The 20,157-nt window shown below is 68.7% G+C and carries 20 protein-coding genes; 12 read left to right on the top strand and 8 right to left on the bottom strand.

The window, feature by feature from the left end; genetic code table 11:
* Positions 1 to 70: 70 nt before the first annotated feature.
* The 3 genes from ACXIZN_RS10275 to ACXIZN_RS10265 form a co-directional block, all read right to left on the bottom strand.
* Entirely contained in the window at positions 71 to 1,396 is a 1,326-nt protein-coding gene (locus ACXIZN_RS10275; RefSeq protein WP_457953917.1) for an alpha/beta hydrolase family protein, read from the bottom strand.
* Positions 1,393 to 3,714, bottom strand: coding sequence for a penicillin acylase family protein (locus tag ACXIZN_RS10270; RefSeq protein WP_457953916.1), 2,322 nt, complete (start codon positions 3,712 to 3,714; stop codon positions 1,393 to 1,395). The genes ACXIZN_RS10275 and ACXIZN_RS10270 overlap by 4 nt, the downstream gene beginning before the upstream one ends.
* Before the next feature lie 97 nt (positions 3,715 to 3,811).
* Positions 3,812 to 4,390: an ArsR/SmtB family transcription factor gene (locus ACXIZN_RS10265; RefSeq protein ID WP_457953915.1), complete on the bottom strand. Its 579-nt coding sequence runs from the start codon at positions 4,388 to 4,390 to the stop codon at positions 3,812 to 3,814.
* Positions 4,391 to 4,640: 250 nt separating this feature from the next.
* Here ACXIZN_RS10265 and ACXIZN_RS10260 point away from each other — a divergent pair, with 250 nt between their 5' ends.
* Entirely contained in the window at positions 4,641 to 5,834 is a 1,194-nt protein-coding gene (locus tag ACXIZN_RS10260) for a lytic transglycosylase domain-containing protein (RefSeq protein ID WP_457953914.1), read from the top strand.
* A gap of 223 nt (positions 5,835 to 6,057) precedes the next feature.
* A complete protein-coding gene (locus ACXIZN_RS10255) occupies positions 6,058 to 6,486 on the top strand; it encodes a pyridoxamine 5'-phosphate oxidase family protein (protein ID WP_126734573.1) in 429 nt (142 codons plus the stop codon).
* Between the two features lie 44 nt (positions 6,487 to 6,530).
* Here ACXIZN_RS10255 and gcl read toward each other — a convergent pair whose 3' ends face one another.
* Genes gcl through ACXIZN_RS10240 form a run of 3 tightly spaced genes read right to left on the bottom strand, consistent with a single transcriptional unit; the run spans position 6,531 to position 9,940 of the window.
* Entirely contained in the window at positions 6,531 to 8,225 is a 1,695-nt protein-coding gene (gene gcl, locus ACXIZN_RS10250; protein ID WP_457953912.1) for a glyoxylate carboligase, read from the bottom strand.
* 3 nt (positions 8,226 to 8,228) lie between these two features.
* Entirely contained in the window at positions 8,229 to 9,116 is an 888-nt protein-coding gene (locus ACXIZN_RS10245; RefSeq protein ID WP_457953910.1) for a 2-hydroxy-3-oxopropionate reductase, read from the bottom strand.
* Positions 9,113 to 9,940 carry a hydroxypyruvate isomerase family protein gene (locus ACXIZN_RS10240; RefSeq protein WP_457953909.1) on the bottom strand — a complete coding sequence of 276 codons (828 nt, stop codon included), beginning with the start codon at positions 9,938 to 9,940 and terminating at the stop codon, positions 9,113 to 9,115. The genes ACXIZN_RS10245 and ACXIZN_RS10240 overlap by 4 nt, the downstream gene beginning before the upstream one ends.
* A gap of 134 nt (positions 9,941 to 10,074) precedes the next feature.
* On the opposite strand from ACXIZN_RS10240, the gene ACXIZN_RS10235 reads away from it, so the two are divergent.
* A complete protein-coding gene (locus ACXIZN_RS10235; RefSeq protein ID WP_457953907.1) occupies positions 10,075 to 11,229 on the top strand; it encodes an epoxide hydrolase family protein in 1,155 nt (384 codons plus the stop codon).
* 45 nt (positions 11,230 to 11,274) lie between these two features.
* Entirely contained in the window at positions 11,275 to 12,090 is an 816-nt protein-coding gene (locus ACXIZN_RS10230; protein ID WP_457953906.1) for a MerR family transcriptional regulator, read from the top strand.
* Between the two features lie 170 nt (positions 12,091 to 12,260).
* Here ACXIZN_RS10230 and ACXIZN_RS10225 read toward each other — a convergent pair whose 3' ends face one another.
* A complete protein-coding gene (locus ACXIZN_RS10225) occupies positions 12,261 to 13,046 on the bottom strand; it encodes an alpha/beta fold hydrolase (RefSeq protein ID WP_457953904.1) in 786 nt (261 codons plus the stop codon).
* Between the two features lie 51 nt (positions 13,047 to 13,097).
* Between ACXIZN_RS10225 and ACXIZN_RS10220 the strand changes: the two genes are divergently transcribed.
* Both ACXIZN_RS10220 and ACXIZN_RS10215 read left to right on the top strand, forming a co-directional pair.
* Positions 13,098 to 13,664, top strand: a complete 567-nt coding sequence (locus ACXIZN_RS10220; protein WP_457953903.1) for a GNAT family N-acetyltransferase — start codon at positions 13,098 to 13,100, stop codon at positions 13,662 to 13,664.
* Positions 13,661 to 14,287 (top strand): LysE family translocator, encoded by a 627-nt coding sequence (locus tag ACXIZN_RS10215; protein ID WP_457953902.1) that lies wholly within the window; start codon positions 13,661 to 13,663, stop codon positions 14,285 to 14,287. Before ACXIZN_RS10220 ends, ACXIZN_RS10215 begins: the two co-directional genes overlap by 4 nt.
* Before the next feature lie 23 nt (positions 14,288 to 14,310).
* On the opposite strand, the gene ACXIZN_RS10210 is transcribed toward ACXIZN_RS10215, so the two are convergent.
* Positions 14,311 to 15,369: a cobalamin-independent methionine synthase II family protein gene (locus tag ACXIZN_RS10210; protein WP_457953901.1), complete on the bottom strand. Its 1,059-nt coding sequence runs from the start codon at positions 15,367 to 15,369 to the stop codon at positions 14,311 to 14,313.
* A 255-nt stretch (positions 15,370 to 15,624) separates the two neighbouring features.
* Here ACXIZN_RS10210 and ACXIZN_RS10205 point away from each other — a divergent pair, with 255 nt between their 5' ends.
* The 6 genes from ACXIZN_RS10205 to ACXIZN_RS10180 all read left to right on the top strand — a co-directional run bounded on the left by ACXIZN_RS10205 (position 15,625) and on the right by ACXIZN_RS10180 (position 20,009).
* Positions 15,625 to 15,891 carry a DUF3040 domain-containing protein gene (locus tag ACXIZN_RS10205; RefSeq protein WP_257486254.1) on the top strand — a complete coding sequence of 89 codons (267 nt, stop codon included), beginning with the start codon at positions 15,625 to 15,627 and terminating at the stop codon, positions 15,889 to 15,891.
* 61 nt (positions 15,892 to 15,952) lie between these two features.
* On the top strand, positions 15,953 to 16,378 hold the full coding sequence (locus tag ACXIZN_RS10200) for a YciI family protein (RefSeq protein ID WP_457953900.1): 426 nt from the start codon (positions 15,953 to 15,955) through the stop codon (positions 16,376 to 16,378).
* 10 nt (positions 16,379 to 16,388) lie between these two features.
* Positions 16,389 to 17,441: a DNA polymerase IV gene (locus tag ACXIZN_RS10195; RefSeq protein WP_457953899.1), complete on the top strand. Its 1,053-nt coding sequence runs from the start codon at positions 16,389 to 16,391 to the stop codon at positions 17,439 to 17,441.
* Between the two features lie 245 nt (positions 17,442 to 17,686).
* Positions 17,687 to 19,162 (top strand): adenosylhomocysteinase, encoded by a 1,476-nt coding sequence (gene ahcY, locus ACXIZN_RS10190; RefSeq protein ID WP_457953897.1) that lies wholly within the window; start codon positions 17,687 to 17,689, stop codon positions 19,160 to 19,162.
* A 320-nt stretch (positions 19,163 to 19,482) separates the two neighbouring features.
* Positions 19,483 to 19,638, top strand: coding sequence for a DUF6131 family protein (locus ACXIZN_RS10185; protein WP_007034891.1), 156 nt, complete (start codon positions 19,483 to 19,485; stop codon positions 19,636 to 19,638).
* Positions 19,639 to 19,787: 149 nt separating this feature from the next.
* Positions 19,788 to 20,009 (top strand): DUF2795 domain-containing protein, encoded by a 222-nt coding sequence (locus ACXIZN_RS10180; protein ID WP_192742064.1) that lies wholly within the window; start codon positions 19,788 to 19,790, stop codon positions 20,007 to 20,009.
* Positions 20,010 to 20,157: the final 148 nt, after the last annotated feature.

The following is a 20,157-nucleotide window of genomic DNA, read 5'->3' as shown; positions in this document are numbered from 1 at the left end:
GCCCTCGGGCGTGGTGACGCGGCTTCCGTTCGCCTGGGTGCCGGGTGGCCGCCCGGCACCCAGGCTCATTTCACGGCACCAGCAGTCCCCAGTGGACGGCCCACGGGACGAACAGCACGGCCCCGGTCAGCAGCAGGCCGACGCGCACTCCCCCGCGCTCCTTCTTCCGCCACCACGAGACCGCGGTCACCGCTCCGGCGGCGACGACCCCGGCCGCGACCAGCTGCAGCGCGAGCCACGGCAACGTCCGTCCTAAAAGGACCGGACCCGGCGCCATCGCCGCCCCCGTCGTCAGCACGACGTAGTAGACGAGGAATCCCACCGTCCCGAGCAGGCCGGCCGACGCCAGCCAGCGTGCGGGCCTGGCGAGCGGAACCTCCTTGCGACGGCGGAACAACGCCGTCACCGGGTAGGCCGCGAACGCCAGCAACGCCAGCGCCCAGACCCCGATCTGCACCCACGGCGCCTCGTACCAGGCGAGCGGTGCCAGCGCGGCGCTTTGGCTCGCCTGGACCGGCGGCGGGTCGGCCGACGGCCCTTCTTTCGCCCCGTTCACCCAGCTCGCGACGAGATCGAGGTAGCCGGGAGCGAACCCGTCGAGCTTGTCGAAACCATCGGTCGTCCGCCGGAGGCCGTGCTGGGCCTGCGGGAACACCTTCAGCGTGTACTGCCGGTTTCCGGCTCGGTCCAGCGTCTCCCGGAAGATCCGGACAGCCTCGCCTGGCGGGGTGAGCCGATCCAGTTCACCCCACAGGCCGAGCACCGGCTGACGCACCTGCTCCAGCACCGGGACCGGGTCGTATCCGGCCTCGGGGAACACGCCGGCGCCCGCGAGGGTGCGCATGTTCGTCGACGACACCATGTCCACCATCGAACCGGTGACCCCGCCGCGGCGCAGGTAGGTCTCGAAGGCCCACGACTGCTGGCGGTCGGGCGAAACGCCGTTGGCCCCGACCGTGACCACGAAGGCGACGTCCTTCGACTTCGACGCCGCCAGCGGCGCGACCCAGCCTCCTTCGCTCAGGCCCCACACCCCGACGCGAGCCGGATCCACCCCCGGATGTGAGCGCAACGCCTGGACGGCGGCAAGAGCGTCGTCGGCCAGGACCGAGTAGTCCCGCTCGAACAGCGAATAGCCCTCGGTCCGCTTGTCGTAGATCAGGGTCGCGATCCCCGCCTTCGCGAAGGATTCCGCCTCGGCTCGGTAATCGTCCCGGTCGTGTTCGCCGGAGCCGTGCACCATGACGATGCCCGGCGCCGGACCGCCGCCCGCCGGCGCGACCACCGTTCCCCGCAAGGTGACCCCGTGGCTGGTGAACGAGACTTCGCCGTCCGGAGCCGCGGCGGGCAGCGGTGACGAGACCGCCACGACGGCCGCGAGCAACGCGGCGATCATCGCCTGCTCACCCGGACGACCTCCAGCGAAGGCGACGCGAGGATGTCCTTCTCGCAGTACCGTTCGGTGACCCACTGCTTGCGCGAGTACAGCTCCGTCTGGTCGCTGTGGTGCGCCGACTTCGGGTTCGCGGACTGCGAATAGGTCGTCAGCGTCGTCGTGTCCGGGCAGCCGGTGCCGTTGAACGCCACGACGTGCAAGTACGTCCCGCCGTGCGTGAACTCGGTGTAGCCACGGGCCGGATCCCACGGCCCGCCCAGCGAGTCGTAGACACCACGTCCGGCGGTTCCGCCGCCCAGCGGGATCTTCCGGCCGTCACGGACGACGTAGTGGTTGTCGCCGTACGGCGCGTCGAGCGGGATCTTCGCCGCCCGCAACTCCGCGACGGCATCGGAAAGCGCCTTGCGGATCGCCGCGTTACCCGTGTCGAGGGTGTTCGGCGTGTGGACCGGATCCTTGACGTCGAACGGTACCTTCCAGATCGACGGTCCCCTGCGATCGACGAGTGCCCAGAACCGGTCGAACAGCAGCGCGCCCCGGCTGTCCGCGTCCGAACGGCCGTCCCAAGCCGCCAGCGCGGCGCACGCGGCCTCCATTCCCGGCATCGTGCGGCACATCGTGACGACGTCGGCCCGGACGAGTTCGGCGGCGTGGTCCCGGTGCGAGAACATCAGGTCCCGCATCGCTTGCCCGGTGAAGCCGCCCTTCTTCAGCTGGTCGGCGATCTCGACGAAACCGCCCCGCGTCCGCATGTTCTGTTCGTAGCGGACCGGGCCCACGATCCGGGGGAAACCGGTCTTCGGCACCGCGGGATTGGGCAGCCAGTAGCTGTCGTTCGAGTTCGCCACGTAGTCGGTGCGGCTCAGGCTCGGCAGGCTGGACGGGCCGAAGACGCCCGGCCGCAGCGCGTCGCGATCCCGGCCCCACGCGCAGGACGTCTTGGCGCCGTCGAGCACTGCCACGCCGTCGGCCTCGAACAGTTCCTTGCCCAGCGGGGTATTGCAGTGCGCCGCCTTCTCGTCGGTGACGTGCGGGACCCCGTGGATCTGGCTGAACTCCACCCGGCCGCGGTCGTCGGTGGCGAGGATGTTCATCCACGGCAGCCCCTGTGTGTCGCGGACCGCGCCGATCATCTCCACCGCCGTCCGGCCGCGGGCGATCGCGAACATCGAGTTCGTCATCCCGAGGTTCGTGGCGTTGGCGTCCGCGATGGCGAACGCGGCCGACGCCGTCCACGGCAGTTCCCGCTGTCCCAGCCGGGTCGTCACCGGGCCGTATCGGGTAGTCCACTGTGGACGTACGACCCGTTCCAGAGTGCCGTCCGCCTTGCGCGACAGGACACTCACGTCGTGACGACGCATCCGCTCGGGCTTCCCGTCGACCAGATACGTCGTCGGTGAGCCGGGCACGAGCTTCAGCTCGAACAGCGTGTACGTACGCGTGGTGTCGGTCGCGGTCCCGCTCCAGGCGGCGGTTTCGTTGTGCCCCAGCCACATGAGCGGAATACCGGGGATACCGGCACCACTGACGTTGAGCTTGCCGGGCAACGTCAGCTGCGACTGCCACAGCCTGGTCCCGCTCAGCTGCCACGGCAGGTGCGGGTTGGCCAGCGAGACGCCACGTCCGTTCGCCGACGCGGCCGAACCGACCGCGATCGCGTTACTGCCGATCCCGGTCTCCCCGAGCATCTGTTCGGTGCCGCCGCCCGCCGGCGGGGCACCCGGCAGCGACGCGGTGATCGAGTCCGCGACACCGCCCTGTCCGAAGATCATGCCGACCGCGTGGGCGTGCCGGTGGACGTCGAGTTCGGTGATCGGCTTCAGCCAGCCGGCGCCCCGGCAGGCCGGATCGGTGATCTCACCGGTGCGCAGGTACTTGTTGACCCCCTCGACGTACCCGCGGATCAGTTCGCGGACCTCCCGGTACGGTCCGCGCGGCGCGGGCGCCGAAAGGAGCCGCTCGATCACCCCGCTGTCGTTCAGGCCTTGGAAGTACAGGTCGCTCGCTAGGTTCGTGCTCGCCTGGCTCACCCCGCTCGTCGGCGGCGCGTCGGGCCCCAGCCAGCGGGAACGCTCGGCCCGCGTCGTGACCGCGACGTCCGCGATCGCGCAGATGTTGTCCTTGGCCGCGGCGAACCCCTGCCCGAAGCCCAGGTCCGCCCAGTCGTTCGCGACGATATGCGGGATGCCGTACTCGGTGTAGCGGATGGTGGCGTCCGGCCGGGATACCCCGTCCGGCGGTTGCGCGGCCGTCGCGGTCCCCGCCGCGAGCAGGCCCGCCGCGGCGCAGACGGCCGCGATCCTCTTCCAGAGCAGCATGCTGCTCCCCCTTGTCTGTGGAGTCGTTCGTGAAGACACGCCGTCCGGCGTGGTGACGCGTTACCGGTGGTCGAGTGGCCGCTCTCCCACCGGTTTCTCACTTCCCTTCCCTCACCTCCCCGTCGGCGTCCGGGAACGCCGCCCAGCGCACGAGCACCTTCCGCGCGTCCGGCCCGGGTTCCGGCCGCCAGTAGCGGCGCAACAGGTCCAGGTACTCGTCGAAGAACTCCTTGAGCTCTTCGAGGTTCAGATGGACCGAGCCGCGGGAGAACACCAGCGCGTCACCCCATTCGCCCAGCTCACCGCGCCGCTCGAGGAAACGCGCCAGCTGCTCGAGGTCCTCGGTGAACGCGGCGCGCTGGGCCTCGTCGAACACGGCGCGCATCTCGTCGTTCTGCTCGCTGTGCCGGGGCCAGCGGATGTCGCGCGGCCGGGCGCGCCACCAACGCTCCTTGCCGTGCGCGAGCTCCGGTGCCTCGTCGACGAAGTCGTACTTCGCCAGTTCCCGCAGGTGGTAGCTGGTCGCGCCCGAGCTCTCCCCCAGTTCCTTGGCCAGCTTCGTCGCCGTCGCGGGCCCGCGGCCCAGCGCCTCCATGATCCGGCGGCGCAGCGGGTGCATCACCGCCTTGAGCACGGCGGCGTCGGCGATCTCTTCGGGTGGCGGCGGACCGGTCATGGCACCAACGTAGCCGTGCAAAGGAGATTGTGCAAAGGTCTCTTTGCATGCGGTTCAGACCACCGCCGCGGAGCGACCGAGGATTCTGCTGACGTTTCGGTGAACTCAGCGTGAAATTGACAACTTCACTACGAAGGTCTTGTGCCGGGCGGACGAAAACTCGACAGGTTCGCGGGTTTTTCGTTGCGTCGTCCCCGAAATTCGGTTGTATCGGATAGTTTTGCCCGGAGTCGACCTAGCGGGAGAGAACATGCCGAAGCACCGCCCTCGACAGACGGACAAGTTGTCCGCCCGGCACCGGACGGCCTTCGCGCTCGCCGGTGGCGCGCTCGCCGTCCTGCCCGCGGTCACCGCGTCGGCGGGCCCGGACGCCCCGGTCGCCGCGCCGAAACCGGCCGCACCGCAGAACCAGGCCGCGGCCTGGCAGCCGCCCGCGGGCACGGTCCCGGAGATCGCCGTCGACGGCAGCCTCCCCCAGCCGCCCACGCCGGACCCGCTGACCGTCCCCGGCTACAGCGGCAACGTCGGCGGCGCGTTCGCGCCTTCGGGCGCGCTCGGCATCCCCGCCAGCATGATGAAGGCGTACAAGAACGCGGCTGACATCCTCGCGAAGGAACTGCCCGGCTGCCACATCGACTGGGCCTTGATCGCGAGTATCGGCCGCATCGAGTCCAATCACGCACGCGGCGGTTACGTCGACGCGAAGGGCGACACCCTCGAACCGATCCTCGGCCCGCAGCTCAACGGCGCCGGGCCGTTCGCCGCCATCCCGGACACCGACGGCGGCAAATTCGACGGCGACACGGTGTGGGACCGCGCCGTCGGCCCGACACAGTTCATCCCGTCGACGTGGAAGGGATACGCCTCCGACGGCAACGGCGACGGCGAGTCCAACCCGAACAACATCTACGACGCGACGCTCGCCTCGGGCCGGTACCTCTGCTCCGGCGGCGTCGACCTGACGTCCGAGCAGACGCAGCGAGTGGCCGTATACCGCTACAACCACTCACTGTCCTATGTGGACACCGTGATCCGATGGGCGGTCGCCTACCGCGGCGGTGTCGCCACCACGCCGGACAGCCAGGTGCCCGTCGGCGCTCCCGATTCCCCGGACGTCGCCGCCGGCACGCCCGGCGGCGAGGTCCCGGTGCCGACCCTGCCCGGCACTCCCCCGCCCGGCACGACCACACCGCCGCCGACCTCGCAGCCCGGCACGTCGCTCCCGCCGAGCAGCACCACACCGCCGAGCAGCACGTCGCCCTCGAAGCCGACCAGCACCCCGCCTTCGTCGACGCCTCCCTCGTCGACACCGCCTTCGAGCACGCCGCCGCCCTCGACGACGCCTCCTCCGTCCAGCACGTCTTCCGCGCCGCCGGCCTCGACCCCGGCCGAGAACACCGGTGAGACGAGCCCGACCAGCACCACCGCTTCCCCCACCCCGTGACGCTCGTGCCCAGTCGGGCGCTCACGTGACCTTCGCCGGTCGTGGGTATGTCGTGAAGGGCCCCTTTGAGACGATGAAGGTCTCAAAGGGGCCCTTCGCGACATAAGAGCAAGGGGAACACCGGCGCTGAGTCGGTCTGACCCTCGGGGGTTCCCGGAATGCCCCGAAGACCGGCCGCGTTATCGCTTCTCGTAGTTCACCAACCGAGAGAAGCGAGACACGGATGTCGTCTTTCGTCATGACCGCCGAAGAACGGGAAGCCTTCCTGAGCGAGGTCCACATCGGGGTCTTGGCCGTGGAGCGGGAAGGCCGGGCCCCGCTGGCCGTGCCGGTCTGGTACGACTACGAGCCCGGCGGCGAACTCCTGATCTGGATGGACGGCGGTTCGGTCAAGGACAAGGCGATCAAGAAGGCGGGCAGGCTCAGCCTGGTCGCGCAGACGGAGACCTTCCCCTACAAGTACGTGACGGCCGAGGGTCCGGTCGTCGCCAACGACGCGCCGCCGACCAGGGAGCAGGCGCTGAAGATCGCGCACCGCTACCTGCCCGGCGAAGAGGGCACGAAGTACGTCGACGGCGCGCTCAGCGACAACTCCGTGCTGGTCCGCGTCCGGCCGGAGAAATGGCTGAGCAACGACCAGAGCAAGGCCTGACCGCATGACGGTGTCCCGGCGGGCGGCCCGCCGGGACACCGTCGTCAGCCCGCGATCGGTTCGAACTCGACGACGCTGTCGAGCGCCTTGCCCATCGCGGCGTTCCCTTCGCGTTCGATCATGATCTCCACCAGCACCGGCCGCGACGTCCGCTCGGCCTCCTTGCGCGCCCACTCCAGCGATGTCCGGATCTCGCCCGGTTCGGAGACGCGGGTGCCGGAGCAGCCGTAGGCCTCCATGACCTTCACGTTGTCCGTGCCGATCTTGTCGTAGTGGATGTCGACCTCGAAGTTCATCTCGTAGCCGGTCTCGGCCTGCCGGATGAGCCCGAGGTACTCGTTGTTCAGCATGATCAGCACGAACCCGACGTCGTACTGCGCGGCGACCGCCAGCTCCTCGACCAGGAACTGGAACGAGTAGTCCCCGACGACGCCGACGACCTCGGCGTCCGGTTTCGCCTTCTTGACCCCGATCGCCGCCGGGATCTCCCAGCCGAGGGGTCCGGCCTGGCCGCACACCTGATAGTGCCGCGGCTTGTGCGCGCGCTGGAACTGCCCGGACCAGATCTGGTAGAGCCCGATCGCGGTGACGAAGTAGGCGTCCTCGCCGTAGAACTCGTTGATCTCCTTGAAGACCCGGGGCGCCTTGATCGGCGTGTCCTCGAAGTCCTCGCGTCGCGGCAGGCTCTCCTTAAGCTCGCCGATCCGCCGCGGCCACGCCCGATCCCGCGCCGGGGAACGCTTCGACGCCGCCTCGATCAGCGCGTCCAGGAAGGCGCCCGTGTCCGAGACGATGCCGAGATCCGGCCCGAACACCTTGCCCAGTTGCGTCGGCTCGATGTCGACGTGGATGAACTTCCGGTTCCCGCGGTAGACGTCGAGGTCACCGGTGTGCCGGTCGCCGAACCGCGCGCCCAGCGCCAGCACCAGATCCGCTTCGAGGAAGGCCGCGTTCGCCCAGCGCTGCGAGGTCTGGATCCCCGCCATGCCGGCGAACAGTTCGTGGTCCTCGGGGAAGGTCCCCTTGCCCATCAACGTCACGCCGACCGGGACGCCGAGCAGTTCGGCCGCGGTGCGCAGCCGGTCGCTCGCGTCGCCGAGCACCACGCCGCCACCGGCGAGGATCAGCGGCCGTTCGGCGGCGAGCAACAGGTCCAGCGCGCGCTCGACCCTGGCAGGCGACGGCGTCGCCTTCGTGACCGGCAACGGCGAGTCGATACTGGAATCCCACTCGATCTCCTGCCGCTGGACGTCGATCGGCAGGTCGATCAGCACCGGCCCCGGGCGGCCGGACCGCGCGATCCGGAACGCCTCACGGAACACCCACGGCAGCTGGGCCGCCTCCTTGACCTGCACGGCCCATTTCGTCACCGGTTTGGCGATCTCGACGATGTCGACGGCCTGGAACGCCTCGGTGTGCAGCTTCCGCGAATCGGCCTGCCCGGTGATGCACAGGATCGGGATCGAGTCGGCCTGGGCGGTGTAGAGACCGGTGATCATGTTCGTCCCGGCGGGTCCGGAGGTACCGATCGCGACGCCGACGTTGCCGGTGGTCCTCGCCCAGCCGTCGGCCATATGGGTCGCGCCCTCTTCGTGGCGCACGATCAGGTGCTCGATCCCGCTGTCCTGCATCGCGTGGTACAGCGGGAGGATCGCGGCGCCGGGGCAGCCGAACGCGGTGTCGACGCCCTCACTGACCAGGACGTCGACGACGGCCTGCATGGCGGGGATTCTTGGCATGCGTCACTCCTTGTTTTCCGCGCCGGACAGCGTTTCGACGACCTTCAGCAGTGCGGAGTGATCGAGCGAGCCGTGGCCCATCGCCCGTCCGGCGGCGACGAGCTGGGCGACCAGCCCGGTGAGCGGTAGCGCGACATCCGCCTGCCTGGCGGCGGCGAGCGCGATGCCCATGTCCTTGTGGTGCAGATCGATCCGGAAGCCCGGCGCGAATTCCCGCGCCACCATGGACTTCCGCTTCAGTTCGAGGATCCGGCTGCCCGCGAGGCCGCCCGCGAGGACGTCCAGCCCGACACCTGCGTCCACGCCGGAGGCTTCGAGCAGCACGATGGCCTCGGCGATCAGCGCGTAGGTTCCGCCGACCACCAGCTGGTTCGCGGCCTTGACGACCTGGCCTGCGCCGTGCGGTCCGACGTGGACGATCGTCTTGCCGACCGATTCCAGGATCGGGAGCGCCGCGGCGAAGTCCTCGCCATCGCCACCGGCCATAATGGACAGTGAAGCCTGCTCGGCTCCGGCCTGGCCACCGGAAACGGGCGCGTCCAGCACCCGGATCTCCCGTTCGGCCGCCCGCTCGGCCACCTCGATGGAGGTCTCCGGCCGGATGGTGCTCATGTCGATCAGCAGGGTGCCCGGTTTCGCCGACTCCAGCACCCCGCCCGCCGCGAGCACGACGGCCTCGACCTGCGGGTGGTTCGGCAGCATGGTGATGACGACCTCCGCGTCCGCCACGGCGTCCGTCACCCCGTTCGCGGCCCGGCCGCCCGCGGCCTCCAGCCTCGCGAGCGCTTCGGCGTTCGTGTCGAATCCGCTCACCTCGTGGCCGGCGGCGACGAGGTGTCCCGCCATCGGCCCGCCCATGATCCCAAGGCCGATGAATCCCAGCTTGGTCATGCCAGTCCCCTTCGTTCGAAAGGCAGCCACGACAGCGATTCCGCGCTCGGCCCGTCGGGTTTGTACTCCACGCCGACCTGCCCGCGGTAGCCCGCCGTCTGCAGCTTTTCCAGGTATCCCTCGATGTCCAGCGTTCCGGTCCCCGGCTGGTGGCGCCCTGGGGCATCGGCGATCTGCACGTGGCCGATCCGTCCGGTGTGGACGGTGATGACCGTGTCGAGGTCGTCACCGTTGACCGCCAGGTGGTACAGGTCGGCCAGCAGCTTCACGTTGTCCCGCCCGAGTTCGTCGAGCACCTTCAGTACGTCGTCCGCGGTCTTGAGCGGGTACTTCTCCGCCCCCGACAACGGCTCCAGGACGATCTCGGCGCCGATGCGCGCGGCCGCGTCCGACGCGAGCGCCAGATTCGAGAGACCGAGCTTGTCCTGCGCGGCCGGATCCGCGCCGTCGATCCGGTTGCCGTAGAGCGCGTTGAACCGGCGGCAGCCGAGCCGCTCGCCCAGGTCGATCGCCGAGGCGATGCCGCGGGCCAACTCGTCCTCACGACCGGGCCAGGTGACCAGGCCGCGATCGCCGCCCGCCATGTCACCGGGGAAGAAGTTCAGCCCGGTCACCGCGACGCCCGCCCGCTCGACCGACGCCACGAAGGCGTCGACCTCGGCGCTGTCCGGCACCGGTGTCTCGAACGGCCACCAGTACTCGACCGCGGTGAAGCCCGCCGCGCGCGCCGCCTCCGCACGGTCGAGCAGCGGCAACTCGGTGAACACCAGCGACAGGTTCAGCACGTAGGGCAGCGCGTGGCGCGAACCGGCAAGATCAGCCATCGAAACCTCTGTTATTTCGCTATGCGGAAACTTTCTTTCGTATATCGAGAATAGCTCGCTGACCTGTCCTCGGTCAACGGGCGACGGACCGCCAAACCGGGAATTGTCGGACCCCTTCGTTAGCGTCAGCCGGCATGGACAGCACGCTCTTCCAAGCCCGGATCCCGGAGGCCGATCTCGAAGACCTCCGCGACCGGCTCCGCCGTGCCCGCTGGCCCGAAGACGAGACCGTCGACGACTGGTCGCAGGGCGTACCCGCCGCCTACCTGCGTGAACTGTGCGCCTATTGGGCGGAGACCTACGACTGGCGGGCAGCCGAGTCGCGGCTCAACGCGTTCCCCCAGTTCCGGTCCGAGATCGAAGGGCTCGGTATCCACTACCTGCACGTCCGGTCCCCGCATCCGGACGCGCTGCCACTGGTGCTCACCCACGGCTGGCCGGGCTCGGTCTTCGAGTTCCTCGACGTGCTCGGCCCGCTCACCGATCCGGTCGCTCACGGCGGGGACGCGGCGGACGCCTTCCACGTCGTCGTCCCGTCCCTGCCCGGGTACGGCTTCAGCGACAAACCCACGCGGGCCGGCTGGTCGATCCAGCGCATCGCCGACACGTGGATCCGCCTCATGGAGGACCTGGGGTACGAGCGTTATGGCGCCCAAGGCGGCGATTGGGGCACCAGCATCACCACGCTCATGGGCCGGACGGCACCCGAGCGGCTGGCCGGGATCCACCTCAACCCACCGCTGGCGGCGCCGGACCCGGCGACGTTCGACGAGCTGACCGAATCTGAACGGAAATCGCTCGCCGACCTCGAGCGAGCCAAGGCCGACGGCTCAGGCTACGCGATCCAGCAGGCGACAAGGCCGCAAACGATCGGTTACGCGCTGGCCGACTCGCCGGTCGCGCTGTGCGCATGGATCGTCGAGAAGTTCCAGTCGTGGACGGATTGCGACGGCCATCCGGAGAACGCGCTGAGCCGCGACGCGATGCTCGACGACATCACGCTCTACTGGCTGACGGGCACCGGCGCCTCGTCCGCCCGGTTGTACTGGGAGAGTTTCGCCGAGGTGTCGAGCTGGTTCGCCGAGTCCACTGTGGACACCATCACCGTGCCGACCGGCTGTTCGATCTTCCCGCGCGAGACCCCGCGCCCGTCCCGCCGCTGGGCGGAGCGCCGCTTCACCGACATCCGGTACTGGAACGAACTCGGCCGGGGCGGCCACTTCGCGGCGTTCGAACAGCCCGACGTGTTCACCGAGGAGGTGCGGTCGTTCTTCCGGCTCGTGCGGTGACCGCTTGACTGTGACACCGTGTCAGGCTGTGCGCTGGGAGGCGTCATGTTCAGTATCGGAGATTTCGCCAAACACGGCCGGGTATCGGTCCGGATGCTGCGTCACTACGACGCCATCGGGCTGCTGCGCCCCGCCCACGTCGACCCGTTCAGCGGCTACCGGTCCTACAGCGGCGAGCAGCTGGCCCGGCTCAACCGGGTGATCGCGCTCAAGGATCTCGGCTTCACCCTCACCCAGGTGCAGGAGATCCTCGACGCGGAGATCGGCGCGGACGAACTGCGCGGCATGCTGCGGCTGCGCCGCGCCGAACTCGAAGCGGCCATCGAGGCCGACGAGGCGCGGCTCAAGGCCGTCGAAGCGAGGCTCCGGTCGATCGAAAGCGAGGGAACCATGCCTTCCGAAGACGTCGTCGTCAAAAGCCTGCCCGCGGTGCGCGTCGCCGAACTGACCGCGACGGCGAGCGGTTACGTGAACACCGAGATCGGGCCCGTCGTCCAAGGGCTCTACAAGGAACTGTTCGGCGCGCTCGGCCCGATCACGCCGTCCGGACCGCTGCTCGCCTACTACGAAGACGACGCCGACGGCGAACGGGTGCTGATCCACGCCGCGGTTCCGATCTCGGCCGAAACCGATGGCACCGAAGGATTCTCGACGGTCCGCCTCGCCGAAGTCGCGACCGCGGCGACGATCCTGCACCGGGGATCGATGGAGACCGTGCTCCCCAGCTACCAGGCGCTGGCGAAGTGGGTCGACGCCCACGGGTATCGCGCGAGCGGCCCGGCGCGGGAGTTCTACCTCGAGTGCCCGGAGGACGGGGACCAATGGGTCACCGAGCTGCAGCAGCCGATCACCAAGGCCTGACCGTCATGAGTCGATGAGCGGCGTCGCGAAAGCCACTTTCGGGACGTCTGATGTCCCGAAAGTGGCTTTCGCGACACGCCTCCGCGGGCGCCGGAATTCGCCTCACGCCTGCACGATCCGACGTTGCGAAAGTGGCTTCGCAACCGGCCTCCGTTGCGGGAAAGCCCCCTTCACCCCGAACAATGCGAGGCGGTCAGGAACTCGGTCACGGCAGAACGGAACTCGTCCGGCGCCTCCAGCCACGGCACGTGTCCGACCTCCTCGAACCGCACCCGCCGCACCGACGGCAGAGCCCGCTCCAAGGAGTCGACGGCCCACCGGGGCCGGTTGTCGGCCATCCCGTCCACGATCAGCGTCGGCACCCGCAGCGACTCGCAGGCCGAGATCAGCTCCCGCTCCGGCACGGTCCGCATCTCCTCGCTGAGCGCCGCGTTCGCCTCGTAGTTCACCGGGAACCAGGGCGTCGCCATCGCTTCGGCATGGCGCGCACCGCCGGTCACGAAATCCGCGGCCCACTGCCACATCGCGCGTTCGCGCCCTTCGCCGCGAGGCTTCTCCCCCGCCACCCGCTCGAAGTTCCGCTTGAACTCCGCGTGCCAGGCGTGACCGAGGCCGACACCCGACACGTACACGAGAGCACTCACCCGTTCCGGTCTCGCGAGCGCGTAGAGGAGACCGAGATGCGCACCCCACGAATGCCCGAGAACCGGGACGCGGTCGAGGCCGTGCCACTCGCGGACGGCGTCGACGTCGGCGACCATCCGTTCGAGGGTGTACGGGCCACGCGCGTCCGAACGCCCGGCACCGCGCTGGTCCCACCTGATCAACCGGAAACGCGGCCCGAGATCGAGGGTGCCGAACATGTCCCACAGGCCGGGACCGCCGTGGCAGCACAGGATCGGTGCGCCCGGGCCGGTCGCCGAGGTCCACAGCTCGCAGCCGTCGTCGGTGATCATCACGAGATTATCCGGTAGGCGAGGCCGCGGCCGTTGGCTATCTTCCGCGACATGACGACGTACACGCCTCCGCAGCGGACGGCCGCCCTCGCCGACGCTCCCGCCATCGCGGCGCTGATGCGGGCCTCGGTGCTGGAGTTGTTCCCCCGGTTCTACGACGAGCGGCAGACCGCGAGCGCCGCCGACCACATCGCGCGCCTCGACCTCCGGTTGATCGAGGACGGCACCTACTTCGTGCACGAGGCGGACGGCGAGATCGTCGCCTGCGGGGGCTGGAGCAGACGCAACAAGACCCACGCGGGCGCCGGCGACGCGTCGGACGACGACCGTCCGCTCGACCCGGCCACCGAACCCGCGCGCGTGCGCGCCATGTTCGTCCGCGGCGACTGGACCCGCCGCGGTCTCGGGCGCGCGATCCTCGAGTCCTGTCGTCTCGCCGCGAAGGCCGAGGGCTTCACCTCGCTGACCCTGACAGCGACCCTGCCCGGCGTTCCGCTGTACCGGTCGTTCGGCTTCACCGAAGTCGAACGGGTGATCGTCACGACGCCCGACGGCGTCGACGTACCGGGCGCCGTGATGGCCAGGGGCATCGACGAGCCGGATAGCATCCGGACATGATCTCCGGGGCCACCGCACTCTCGTTCGTCCTGATCTGCCTGCTCGGCGCGATGGCACCGGGCCCGGATTTCCTGGTGGTGACCCGCAGCGCGATCCTCGGCGGGCGCAAGGCCGGGATCGCCGCCGGACTCGGGATCGCGCTCGGCGTCTTCGTCTGGGTGGTCGCGATCGCGCTCGGGGTCGCCGCGATCCTCACCGCGTCGGCCATCGCCTTCACCGTGGTGAAGCTGATCGGCGCCGCGTACCTGATCTTCCTCGGTGTCAAGGCGTGGCTGGCGGTGCGCCGCGGCGACTACAGCGAGATCAAGGACAAGGTCGCACCGGTCGTCGCGCCCAAGGAGGCCTTCCGGCAGGGATTGCTCACCAACCTGTTCAATCCGAAGGTCGCGATGTTCTTCCTCGCGCTGATCCCCCAGTTCCTCCCTCATTCGGCCTCGACCGCGCAAACCCTGCAGCTGGCCGTGCTGGCCACCACGGTCGCCGTCGTCTGGACCTTCGTCCTGGCGACGCTGGTCGGTTCGCTGCGGAGGTTCTTCAGCTCCGGCAGGGTGCGTCGCACGATGGACGCGGTGATGGGCACCTTCCTGGTCGGCCTCGGCATCCGGGTCGCGGTGCAGAACTGACCGAAGGCGCCCATCACAGGACGTCAGAGGGATTCGGCGGCGAGGCGCGTACCTTCGACGCGGGCGGCGATCTTGGCGAACGCGATCTCCCGCGACGTCGAGGTGTCGTCGGCGAACGGTGAGAAACCGCAGTCGTCGCAGGTGCCCAGCCGGTCCGGCGGGATGTACCGCGCCGCCTGCAGGACCCTGTCCCGCACCTCTTCGGCGGTTTCGACGCGCGGGTCGATCGGATCGGTCACGCCGACGAAGACCCGCTGCTCCGGGCGAGAGTGCTCGGCGATCACCCGCAGTGCCCGCTCGGGATCCGGCTCGCTGGCCAGCTGGACGTAGACGTTGCCCACCTTCAGCTCGAACAACGTCGGCAGCAGCCCGGCGTAGTCGACGTCCAGGCTGTGCACGGAGTCCTGGTCCCCACCGGGGCAGGTGTGCACGCCGATCTTCTTCCGCTCCTCCTCGGAGAACCGGTCCAGTACGGTGTTGTTCAGGTCCACAAAGGACTTCAGCAGGCCGCCGGACGGATCGAGCTTCAGCGACAGCCGGCCTTCGGTGAAGTCGATCTGGACGCTGTCCGCACCCGCGTCGAGGCTGCGGCGGATGTCGGCCTCGGCCTCGTTCACCAGGTCGGCGATGAACTGTTCTTTGTCGTATCCGGCCAATTCTTCACCGGGATAGACGAGACTGATCGCCGAAGCCGCGATCACCGCCTGCTTCACCGGCCGCGTCGCGTACTTCTTGGCCTCACGCAGATAGCTGTCGGCGTAGGTCTGATAGCGGAACGACCCGGCGGTCAGCCTCGGAAGCTGCCGGGTGTGCCCGTCGGCGAACGGGATGACGACGCCGTCCGGCGCCAGCGAAGCGAGGCCCGCCAAGGGATACGTGGCGAAACTCGGTTTGCCCTGTTCGCCGTCGGTGATGACCGGCGAGCCAGTCGCCTCGAACCGTTCGATGGTCTCCACGAGAGCTTTTTCCTGCGACTCGCCGAGTCCGTCGGCGTCGAGGCGCCCCGCCGCGTACTCACCGAGCGCTTCGACGAGATAGCCGGGACGGGGAATACTGCCGATCGGTTCGGTGGGGATGGTCATCGCTCGCGTCCTCCCAGATGGCGCTGCCGCGGCCGCCCTGGCCACAAGCGTGGAAACTACCGAGCCTTTCCCCTCCTTGACGATCTTTCGGCGCCCCGAAACCCCCAATGGCGCAATGGTTAGGGCTTCGAAGGATCTTCGCTCGCGAGGCGTATAGGTCGTTATACGACGCTTGCTGAAATTCGATGCTTACCCGGCCCTCCCCCTGGGTATTCCGTGGATGTCGACGGCCGGGGCGCGCCGAAGGAGAAACCGATGCTGAGCCATCATGATCGGCAAGAGCTGGAAAAGATCGAGCGCTGGTTCGAGCTCACCGAGCCGGCCCTGGCCGCCCAACTCCGCTCCGGCAGGCCCGCCCGGCCCCCGCTGCTCCGGCTGGCGCTCGTCCTCAGCCTCGACATCACCGCGGGACTGTTGATGCTGCTCGGCATCGTGGTGAACAGCCCGGCCCTGCTCTTGATGGGAATGATCACCGTGACCGCGGCGGTGATCGTGCATCTTTCCCGGTTCGGGCGCGCCTGATCGTCTTCCCGTCCACCGGTAGAGTCCGGCCGATACGTCCGGTTCACTGGGAGGAAGACGCATGCGGTTCATGATCATCATCAAGGCGGACGAGGATTCCGAAGCCGGGAAGCTGCCGCCGATGGAGGCTCTGACCGCCATGGCGAAGTTCAACCAGGAGATGCTCGACGCCGGGGTGCTGGTCGGTGGCGAAGGCCTGCAGGAAAGCTCGAAGGGCGCACGGGTCACGCTCAACGCGGCCGGGGCCACCGTCACCGACGGCCCGTTCACCGAAGCCAAGGAACTCGTCGGTGGCTTCTGGATCGTCGACGTCCCTTCGCGTGCCGAAGCCATCGAGTGGGCGAAGCGCTGCCCCACTCCCCCGACCGGCGACACCGTGCTCGAGGTCCGCAAGATCCTCGAGGCCGAGGACTTCGGCGAGAACTTCACCCCGGAGCTGCAGGCGAACGAGCAGCGGATGCGCGACGAGATCGCCGAACGGTCCTAAGCTCGGTTCCATGGCCGCCGGGGAGTGGGTACTTCACGTCGACCTCGACCAGTTCATCGCGGCGGTCGAGGTCGCCCGGCGGCCTGAGCTGCGCGGTAAGCCCGTCGTCGTCGGCGGCACGGGCGATCCCACGGAACGGGCCGTGGTGGCGACGGCGTCGTACGAGGCGCGGGAGTTCGGCATCCAGTCCGGGATGCCCTTGCGAACCGCCGCGAAACGCTGCCCTGACGCGATCTTCCTCGCCACGGACGCACCCGCGTACCAAGAGGTGTCCGATCGGGTGATGGCGGTATTGCGGGAGTTCCCCGTGGTCGTCGAAGTGCTCGGCTGGGACGAAGCGTTCCTCGGCGTCACCACCGACGATCCCGAAGCCCTCGCCGCCGACATCCGGCGGATAGTGGCCGAGGAGACCGGCCTTTCCTGCTCCGTCGGTATCGGGGACAACAAACTTCGCGCCAAACTCGCCACCGGATTCGCCAAACCCGCGGGGATCTTCCGGCTCGTCCAGGACAACTGGTGGGACGTCATGGCCGAGCGGCCGACGGACGCCCTGTGGGGCATCGGCAGCAAGACGACGAAGAAGCTCGCCGAGGCCGGCTACCACACCGTGCTGGAGCTGGCGGGTGCCGATCCGGCGGACCTAGCGGCCCGATTCGGGCCGAAGCTCGGTCCTTGGTACCGGGTCCTCGCCGGCGGAATCGGCGACGCCGAGGTCACCGCGACTCCGTACGTCGCGCGATCCCGTAGCCGCGAGACGACCTTTCAGCAGAACATCTCCGATCCCGAGGCCATGTCCGCGGAGGTCGTCGCGCTGGCGAAACGCGTCTCACAGGACGTCGCCGAGGAAGGCAGGCCCGCCGCGCGGGTCGCGGTCAAGGTCCGGTTCGCCCCGTTCCGGACCCATACGCACAGCATGACCCTGCCCGCACGAACCTCCGATCCCGCCGAAATCGAGAAGGCGGCGCTGGCCGTGCTCGGCATGTTCGACCTCGGCAGACCGGTCCGCCTGCTGGGTGTCCGCGCCGAATTCCTCTCGACTGCGGAGCGATCCGCGTCGCCTTGACAGCGCTCGCGGCGCTTTGCCATTCTGGTTCCGGGTCGAGAGGCGCTGCGACGGAATTCTTCCGCCACGCTCGGCCCGCCGCGACAGACGTAAGGGCGCCTCCCACTGTGGAGGTGCCTTTGTTGCGTCCGAACCCTTTTCCGGCCTTCGAGGCCGAGCACTGAAACCCCCGCACTGACATCGTCCTTCCCGCCACCGGCGAAAAGGACCGCTCCGCCCTGCCTTCCCTGATGATTGGAGAACCCATGAGCCCGACCCTGTCCAAGGTCAACGGGATCGAATTCGCCGTCGCCGATCTCTCCCTGGCCGAGGCCGGCCGCAAGCAGCTGCGCCTCGCCGAGGTCGAGATGCCCGGCCTGATGGCGCTGCGCCGCGAATACGCCGGCTCGCAGCCGTTGAAGGGCGCGCGGGTCGCGGGTTCACTGCACATGACCGTGCAGACCGCCGTGCTGATCGAGACGCTCGTCGCGCTGGGCGCCGAGGTGCGCTGGGTGTCCTGCAACATCTTCTCCACGCAGGACGAGGCGGCCGCGGCCGTCGTCGTCGGCCCGGACGGCACCGTCGAGAACCCGTCGGGCTCGTCGGTGTTCGCGTGGAAGGGTGAGACCCTAGCCGAGTACTGGTGGTGCACCGACCAGCTCTTCGACTTCGGCGACGGCCGCCTCCCGAACATGATCCTGGACGACGGCGGCGACGCGACCCTGCTGATCCACAAGGGCGTCGAGTTCGAGGCCGCGGGCGCAGTCCCGCAGGCGACCGAGGAAGACGGCGAAGAGTACGGCCTCGTGCTGGAGACGCTGCGCGAAAGCCTCGGCCGCGACACCAGCCGGTTCACCCGGATCGCCAAGGAGGTCCGCGGGGTCACCGAGGAGACCACCAACGGCGTCAAGCGGCTCTACAAGCTCGCAAAGGACGGCGAGCTGCTCTTCCCGGCGATGAACGTGAACGACTCGGTGACGAAGTCGAAGTTCGACAACAAGTACGGCATCCGCCACTCGCTCATCGACGGCCTCAACCGCGGCACCGACGTGATGATCGCGGGCAAGGTCGCGGTCGTCTGCGGCTACGGCGACGTCGGCAAGGGCGCCGTGGAATCGCTGCGTGGCCAGGGGGCCCGCGTGGTCGTCACCGAGATCGACCCGATCTGCGCGCTTCAGGCGGCGATGGAGGGCCTCGACGTCGTGGAACTCGACGACGTCGTCGAGCGCGGCGACATCTTCATCACCACCACCGGCAACTTCGACATCATCATGGCCGACCAGATGGCCAAGATGAAGCACAACGCGATCGTCGCGAACGTCGGGCACTTCGACAACGAGATCGACATGGCCGGCCTCGCGAAGATCCCGGGCATCCAGAAGATCGAGATCAAGCCGCAGGTGCACGAGTGGGTCTTCCCCGCGACTGCGGACCGCGAGACGCACTCGATCATCGTGCTGTCCGAAGGCAGGCTGATGAACCTCGGGAACGCGACCGGCCACCCGAGCTTCGTGATGTCGAACTCCTTCACCAACCAGACGATCGCGCAGATCGAGCTGTTCACGAAGCAGGGCGAGTACACCACCGACGTCCACGTGCTGCCGAAGCACCTCGACGAGAAGGTGGCCCGCCTGCACCTCGACGCGCTGGGCGTCCGGCTGACGAAGCTGACCAAGCGCCAGGCCGAGTACATCAGCGTGGACGTCGAGGGCCCGTACAAGCTGGACCACTACCGGTACTGAGCCCGACCGGCCTCGTGAGTGGCAAGGACGGTTCCAACCGTCTTGCCACTCAGGAGGCCGTTAGGCCGACCACGCCACCGCCGCCTTGCTCTCGCCAACGCGCAAGTCCGTGAAGGCCTCCTTGCCTACCCTGAAGGTAGGGAAGGAGGCCTTCACGGAGAACCGTCCTTACCACTTACGAACCTGACGTCCATTAGGCCGAATGCGTGATAACTTCGGCCGGATGGACCTGTTTTCACCCCGATCGAGGCGGGAATCCCTCCAGTAGCCACACCCCGGCAGCACTCGGGCCGGGCGACTACGAAGGAGAAGGTGTTCCCGTGATCATTCTCGGCGTCATCCTGATTGTCGTCGGTGTCATCGCCAGCATCCCCGTCCTGTACTCGATCGGGATCGCGCTGGCGGTCATCGGCATCATCCTGGCCGTTCTCGGGAACACCGGGAAGGCCATCGGCGGTCGCGCCCACTGGTACTGAGCACCGGACCGAACCGGTACCGAGCCCCCGGTACCGGCGCTGAAAAACGGCCCGGGCACCTGGCGTTCCCCTCACGTCAGGTGCCCGGGCCGTTTTCGTTCCCCGATCGCCGGGTATCCGCCGCGAACGAGGAGAAGGAGGGAGAGCCGATGCCAGGGACGGACCCTCGCCCGTACCTGACGGGCGCGAAGTACCCGTGTGGACGCGACGAACTCCTACGGGCCGCCGCCGCGGCCGGAGCGGGCGACGACGTCCTGGGCCCTCTGGGCACGCTGCCCGCGCGTGACTACGCGGACGGAGACGGTGTCTGGGAGGCCATACGCTCCTACAACGGGGCGCCGATCCACGACACCGCGAAGGAAGCACCGTGACATGAAGGGGTCCCCCGGCTCCGAGGGGGAGGGAGAGCCGGAGGACCCCGTCATAGTTAACACATTCCCGGCCGCGATGTACACGAACGCATACACCTTCGAGTGGCAATCGGGCACGAACTCCCGAATCGGGCCGGATTGGTGTATT

It is taken from the genome of Amycolatopsis sp. TRM77291 (genome assembly GCF_054166285.1).
Note: the sequence above shows the minus strand (reverse complement) of the source record. Positions and strands in the feature narration are given on the sequence as shown.

Excerpts from the sequence above, each read along its gene's own strand:
- ACXIZN_RS10275 (WP_457953917.1), bottom strand. The coding sequence starts at position 1,396 with ATGATCGCCGCGTTGCTCGCGGCCGTCGTGGCGGTCTCGTCACCGCTG.
- ACXIZN_RS10270 (WP_457953916.1), bottom strand. The coding sequence starts at position 3,714 with ATGCTGCTCTGGAAGAGGATCGCGGCCGTCTGCGCCGCGGCGGGCCTG.
- ACXIZN_RS10265 (WP_457953915.1), bottom strand. The coding sequence starts at position 4,390 with ATGACCGGTCCGCCGCCACCCGAAGAGATCGCCGACGCCGCCGTGCTC.
- ACXIZN_RS10260 (WP_457953914.1), top strand. The coding sequence starts at position 4,641 with ATGCCGAAGCACCGCCCTCGACAGACGGACAAGTTGTCCGCCCGGCAC.
- ACXIZN_RS10255 (WP_126734573.1), top strand. The coding sequence starts at position 6,058 with ATGTCGTCTTTCGTCATGACCGCCGAAGAACGGGAAGCCTTCCTGAGC.
- gcl (WP_457953912.1), bottom strand. The coding sequence starts at position 8,225 with ATGCCAAGAATCCCCGCCATGCAGGCCGTCGTCGACGTCCTGGTCAGT.
- ACXIZN_RS10245 (WP_457953910.1), bottom strand. The coding sequence starts at position 9,116 with ATGACCAAGCTGGGATTCATCGGCCTTGGGATCATGGGCGGGCCGATG.
- ACXIZN_RS10240 (WP_457953909.1), bottom strand. The coding sequence starts at position 9,940 with ATGGCTGATCTTGCCGGTTCGCGCCACGCGCTGCCCTACGTGCTGAAC.
- ACXIZN_RS10235 (WP_457953907.1), top strand. The coding sequence starts at position 10,075 with ATGGACAGCACGCTCTTCCAAGCCCGGATCCCGGAGGCCGATCTCGAA.
- ACXIZN_RS10230 (WP_457953906.1), top strand. The coding sequence starts at position 11,275 with ATGTTCAGTATCGGAGATTTCGCCAAACACGGCCGGGTATCGGTCCGG.
- ACXIZN_RS10225 (WP_457953904.1), bottom strand. The coding sequence starts at position 13,046 with ATGATCACCGACGACGGCTGCGAGCTGTGGACCTCGGCGACCGGCCCG.
- ACXIZN_RS10220 (WP_457953903.1), top strand. The coding sequence starts at position 13,098 with ATGACGACGTACACGCCTCCGCAGCGGACGGCCGCCCTCGCCGACGCT.
- ACXIZN_RS10215 (WP_457953902.1), top strand. The coding sequence starts at position 13,661 with ATGATCTCCGGGGCCACCGCACTCTCGTTCGTCCTGATCTGCCTGCTC.
- ACXIZN_RS10210 (WP_457953901.1), bottom strand. The coding sequence starts at position 15,369 with ATGACCATCCCCACCGAACCGATCGGCAGTATTCCCCGTCCCGGCTAT.
- ACXIZN_RS10205 (WP_257486254.1), top strand. The coding sequence starts at position 15,625 with ATGCTGAGCCATCATGATCGGCAAGAGCTGGAAAAGATCGAGCGCTGG.
- ACXIZN_RS10200 (WP_457953900.1), top strand. The coding sequence starts at position 15,953 with ATGCGGTTCATGATCATCATCAAGGCGGACGAGGATTCCGAAGCCGGG.
- ACXIZN_RS10195 (WP_457953899.1), top strand. The coding sequence starts at position 16,389 with ATGGCCGCCGGGGAGTGGGTACTTCACGTCGACCTCGACCAGTTCATC.
- ahcY (WP_457953897.1), top strand. The coding sequence starts at position 17,687 with ATGAGCCCGACCCTGTCCAAGGTCAACGGGATCGAATTCGCCGTCGCC.
- ACXIZN_RS10180 (WP_192742064.1), top strand. The coding sequence starts at position 19,788 with ATGCCAGGGACGGACCCTCGCCCGTACCTGACGGGCGCGAAGTACCCG.